This is a genomic window from Microcystis sp. M49636_WE2 (genome assembly GCF_030065375.1).
In the GTDB taxonomy this organism is placed as follows: Bacteria; Cyanobacteriota; Cyanobacteriia; order Cyanobacteriales; family Microcystaceae; genus Microcystis; species Microcystis aeruginosa_C.
The window spans coordinates 1-3378 of the sequence record NZ_JASJFG010001101.1; the positions used below are offsets into that span (position 1 = coordinate 1).

Genomic DNA, 3378 nt, shown 5'->3' on the forward strand with positions numbered 1-3378 from the left:
GGAGAAGTTTGTTGAATAGCAATGCTTAAATAAAGGGGAAAAGCGAGGGTAAAGGCTAAAAAAAGACGTTGTAACATGATCCACTCCCACAAAAGTTTTTCAGCGATTATTCTAGCCGGCTGAAACTTTTACCAGAATAACGACTAACTAGGAAAATTTCAGCTAGTTTGTGACAGTCCGGCAATTGGTGGGGCAATCCTAAAGAATTAGCGATGAAACCCTCAACCCTAGACCGAGATTCTGATACATTGATCTAGAAACATGATCGATCGCCCTATCTATGCACAAAATTCCAGTTACTGTGATCACGGGTTTTCTGGGTGCGGGAAAAACTACCCTCATCCGTCATCTACTGCAAAATAATCAAGGCCGACGGGTGGCCGTTATGGTCAATGAATTCGGAGAAGTGGGAATTGATGGTGATTTGTTGAAAAGTTGTCAGACCTGCGATGACAACCCCAACGATAATATTGTGGAACTGACCAACGGTTGTCTGTGCTGTACAGTACAGGAAGAATTTCTCCCCACCATGCAGAAATTGCTGGAGCGACGGCAACAGTTGGATTGTATGCTGATCGAAACTTCCGGATTAGCTTTACCTAAACCTCTGGTTCAAGCTTTTCGCTGGCCGGAAATCCGCAACGGTGCCACGGTGGACGGAGTAATCACGGTGGTGGATGGTTTTGCTATCGCTAGGGGTCGTCTGGTGGCGGATTTAGACGCTTTAACGGCACAAAGGCAAGCAGACCCCAATTTAGAACACGAAACGCCCATTGAGGAGTTATTTGAGGATCAGTTAGCCTGCGCTGACCTGGTACTCTTAACTAAAACCGATCTCATCAGCGAAATTGAATTAGAAAAAATTATTAATTGGCTGAAAACGCAACTGCGATCAACGGTAAAAATAGTTACTTGTGCCGATGGACAAATTAGCCCCGATGTGCTATTGGGATTTAATGCCGCCGTCGAGGATGATTTAGCTAGTCGTCCTAGTCATCATGATCACGAGGAAGAACACGATCACGATGAGGATATCAATTCTGTGCAGTTTTGCCTCGATTCTCCCGTAGATGCCCAAATTTTGACCCAACGGATTAAAGAATTGGTGTCCCGAGAAGAAATCTATCGGGTCAAGGGATTTGTTAACGTGGCCCATAAACCGATGCGTATGGTGTTACAGGGAGTCGGCGATCGCTTTGATTCTTTCTTCGACCGACCCTGGCAATCCACAGAAATGCGGCAAACTCGCTTGGTCTTTATCGGCCGCTCCCTCGATAGTCAGAAAATCGAGCAGGCCTTAACTAGGGTTTGCTGAAGAAGTTTTTCCTGGGGGTGGGGTGTAGGGTGTGGGAATTATGAATTATGAATTATGAAGTGGGGTAGATAGGGAAGTGGGGTGATGGGGTGTGGGCTTCGGCCGTGAGACTTCGGCGTGAGATCAGTCTCACGGCCGAACCCTGCCCCCTGCCTGACCCCACCAACAAACTTTTTGCCGCAAACCCTATTTAGGGCTTGCTGAATAATGGTAAAACCCTTTTAAAATAAGGCTTTTGACCTGTTAAAGTCCGATGTTAGTGCAAGAAAATAGGATTGGGACTTTCAAAAACCTTGCATTATCCTTCTTGTAGTACATCGCTTGGTACAAAAAACAAGGGCAACAAAGCCTGAAACGACTGGGTACTGACTCCTACCCCCAGGAAAAACTTTTTCAGCAGACCCTATTTATTCTCCCTTCTCCCTTCTCTCCCTCTACAATAATTACTCGCAGCCAGAAATACGTTGGGCTCTATCATACTTTGTGCTTTTTGTCAAAAAAACTTTTTTTTTGCAATAAAACTACACAAAAAAAAGATCATCGTTATGGGTGAAATTGACTGATTTGACCGTCCTAATTAGGAAGACCTTCTAGGTGTGGCAAGGGTTTCAACTATTGCTGCCCAAAAAAGCACAGAATAACCCACTATGAAATTCTATCAAATCGCTGTAACCCTTGTAACATCGTTATTAAATAAAAATCTTTCTCAATTAATTCTTAAGAATTTGTAAATATTGCGGAATGTTAATTTAAATATTCTCAATCTTTTGCAGTCAATAGATAATGTTTGCTTATCTTTGATCAACAGAGGCAGTCCCAATGAAAAAATTTTCACCCCCACAGATGAAAGAGGTTTCTTTCCCCACACCCCACACCCTACACCCCACACCCCACACCCTACACCCTACACCCCACTGAAAAAGCTCCGGCAATCGATCGCCCGGATAGATGGTCGGGGATTTGGGTTAGGGTAGTAAAAGATACAGATTACCCACCCTTGCAGACCAACAATTATGACGAACACCAGTAACCCGCTGCTTGCCGGTCAAGGATTACCGGCTTTTGACCAAATCCAACCCGGCCTGATTGTCCCTGGCATGACGCAACTTTTGCAGGAACTGGCTGGAGAATTAACCGATCTAGAAGCACAGATTGCCCCCACTTGGGAAAAATTAGTCGAACCCCTCACCCGGATCGAAGAACGTTTAAGCTGGAGTTGGGGGATTATCGGTCATCTGATGGGGGTAAAAAATAGCCCAGAATTGCGTCAAGCCTACGAAACTGTACAACCGCAGGTAGTCGAGTTTATTAGCCGTTTAAGCCAAAGTAAACCCATTTATGAGGCATTTTTGTCCCTGCGCCAAGGAGAAAGCTGGGGGCAATTAGACGAGACACAACAGCGCATTGTCGAAGCTTCCCTGCGGGATGCTCAATTGGCCGGGGTGGGATTAGTAGGGGAGAAAAAAGACAGATTTAACGCGATTCAACTGGAATTAGCGGAAATCACCACGAAATTTTCTAATAACATCCTCGATGCCACCAAAGCTTTTCAACTGAAACTAACAACCCCAGAAGATATCGCCGGTTTACCCCCTAGTCTCCTTAGTTTAGCCGCCCAAACCGCCCGGGGCCAAGGAGAAACTAACGCCAGCAGCGAAACCGGCCCCTGGGTGATTACCCTCGATTTTCCCAGTTATTTCCCCTTTATGAAGTACAGCGATAATCGGGAATTGCGGGAAAAACTCTATAAAGCCTACGTTAGTCGGGCTGATCTGGGAGAATTGGATAATAATCCCTTAATCGATCGCATTTTGCAACTTCGTCAGGAACAGGCCCATCTTTTAGGTTATAGTACCTACGCCGAGGTCAGTCTTGCCCGGAAAATGGCCAATTCTGTGGATGAAATCGAGAAATTGCTTGACAATTTACGCCAAGTAAGCTATAAAGCGGCAAAACAGGATTTAGAGGCCTTAAAAACTTTTGCGGGAACCGACGATCTCAAGCATTGGGATATAGCCTATTGGTCAGAAAAACAGCGTCAGGCCAAGTTTAACTTTAGTGCC

2 protein-coding genes are annotated in these 3378 nt (G+C 45.3%); both read left to right on the forward strand.

Annotated features, from left to right (window positions below; translation table 11 throughout):
- The first annotated feature begins 280 nt into the window (after nucleotides 1–280).
- Nucleotides 281–1315 carry a cobalamin biosynthesis protein CobW gene (cobW, locus tag PX484_RS25465; RefSeq protein WP_287765796.1) on the forward strand — a complete coding sequence of 345 codons (1035 nt, stop codon included), beginning with the start codon at nucleotides 281–283 and terminating at the stop codon, nucleotides 1313–1315.
- Between the two features lie 1013 nt (nucleotides 1316–2328).
- Nucleotides 2329–3378: M3 family metallopeptidase (locus tag PX484_RS25470; protein ID WP_288106224.1), on the forward strand; the 1050-nt coding region annotated here is incomplete at its 3' end.

Bases quoted from the DNA above. Each gene is read 5' to 3' on its own strand.
- cobW (WP_287765796.1), top strand. From the start codon at position 281: ATGCACAAAATTCCAGTTACTGTGATCACGGGTTTTCTGGGTGCGGGA.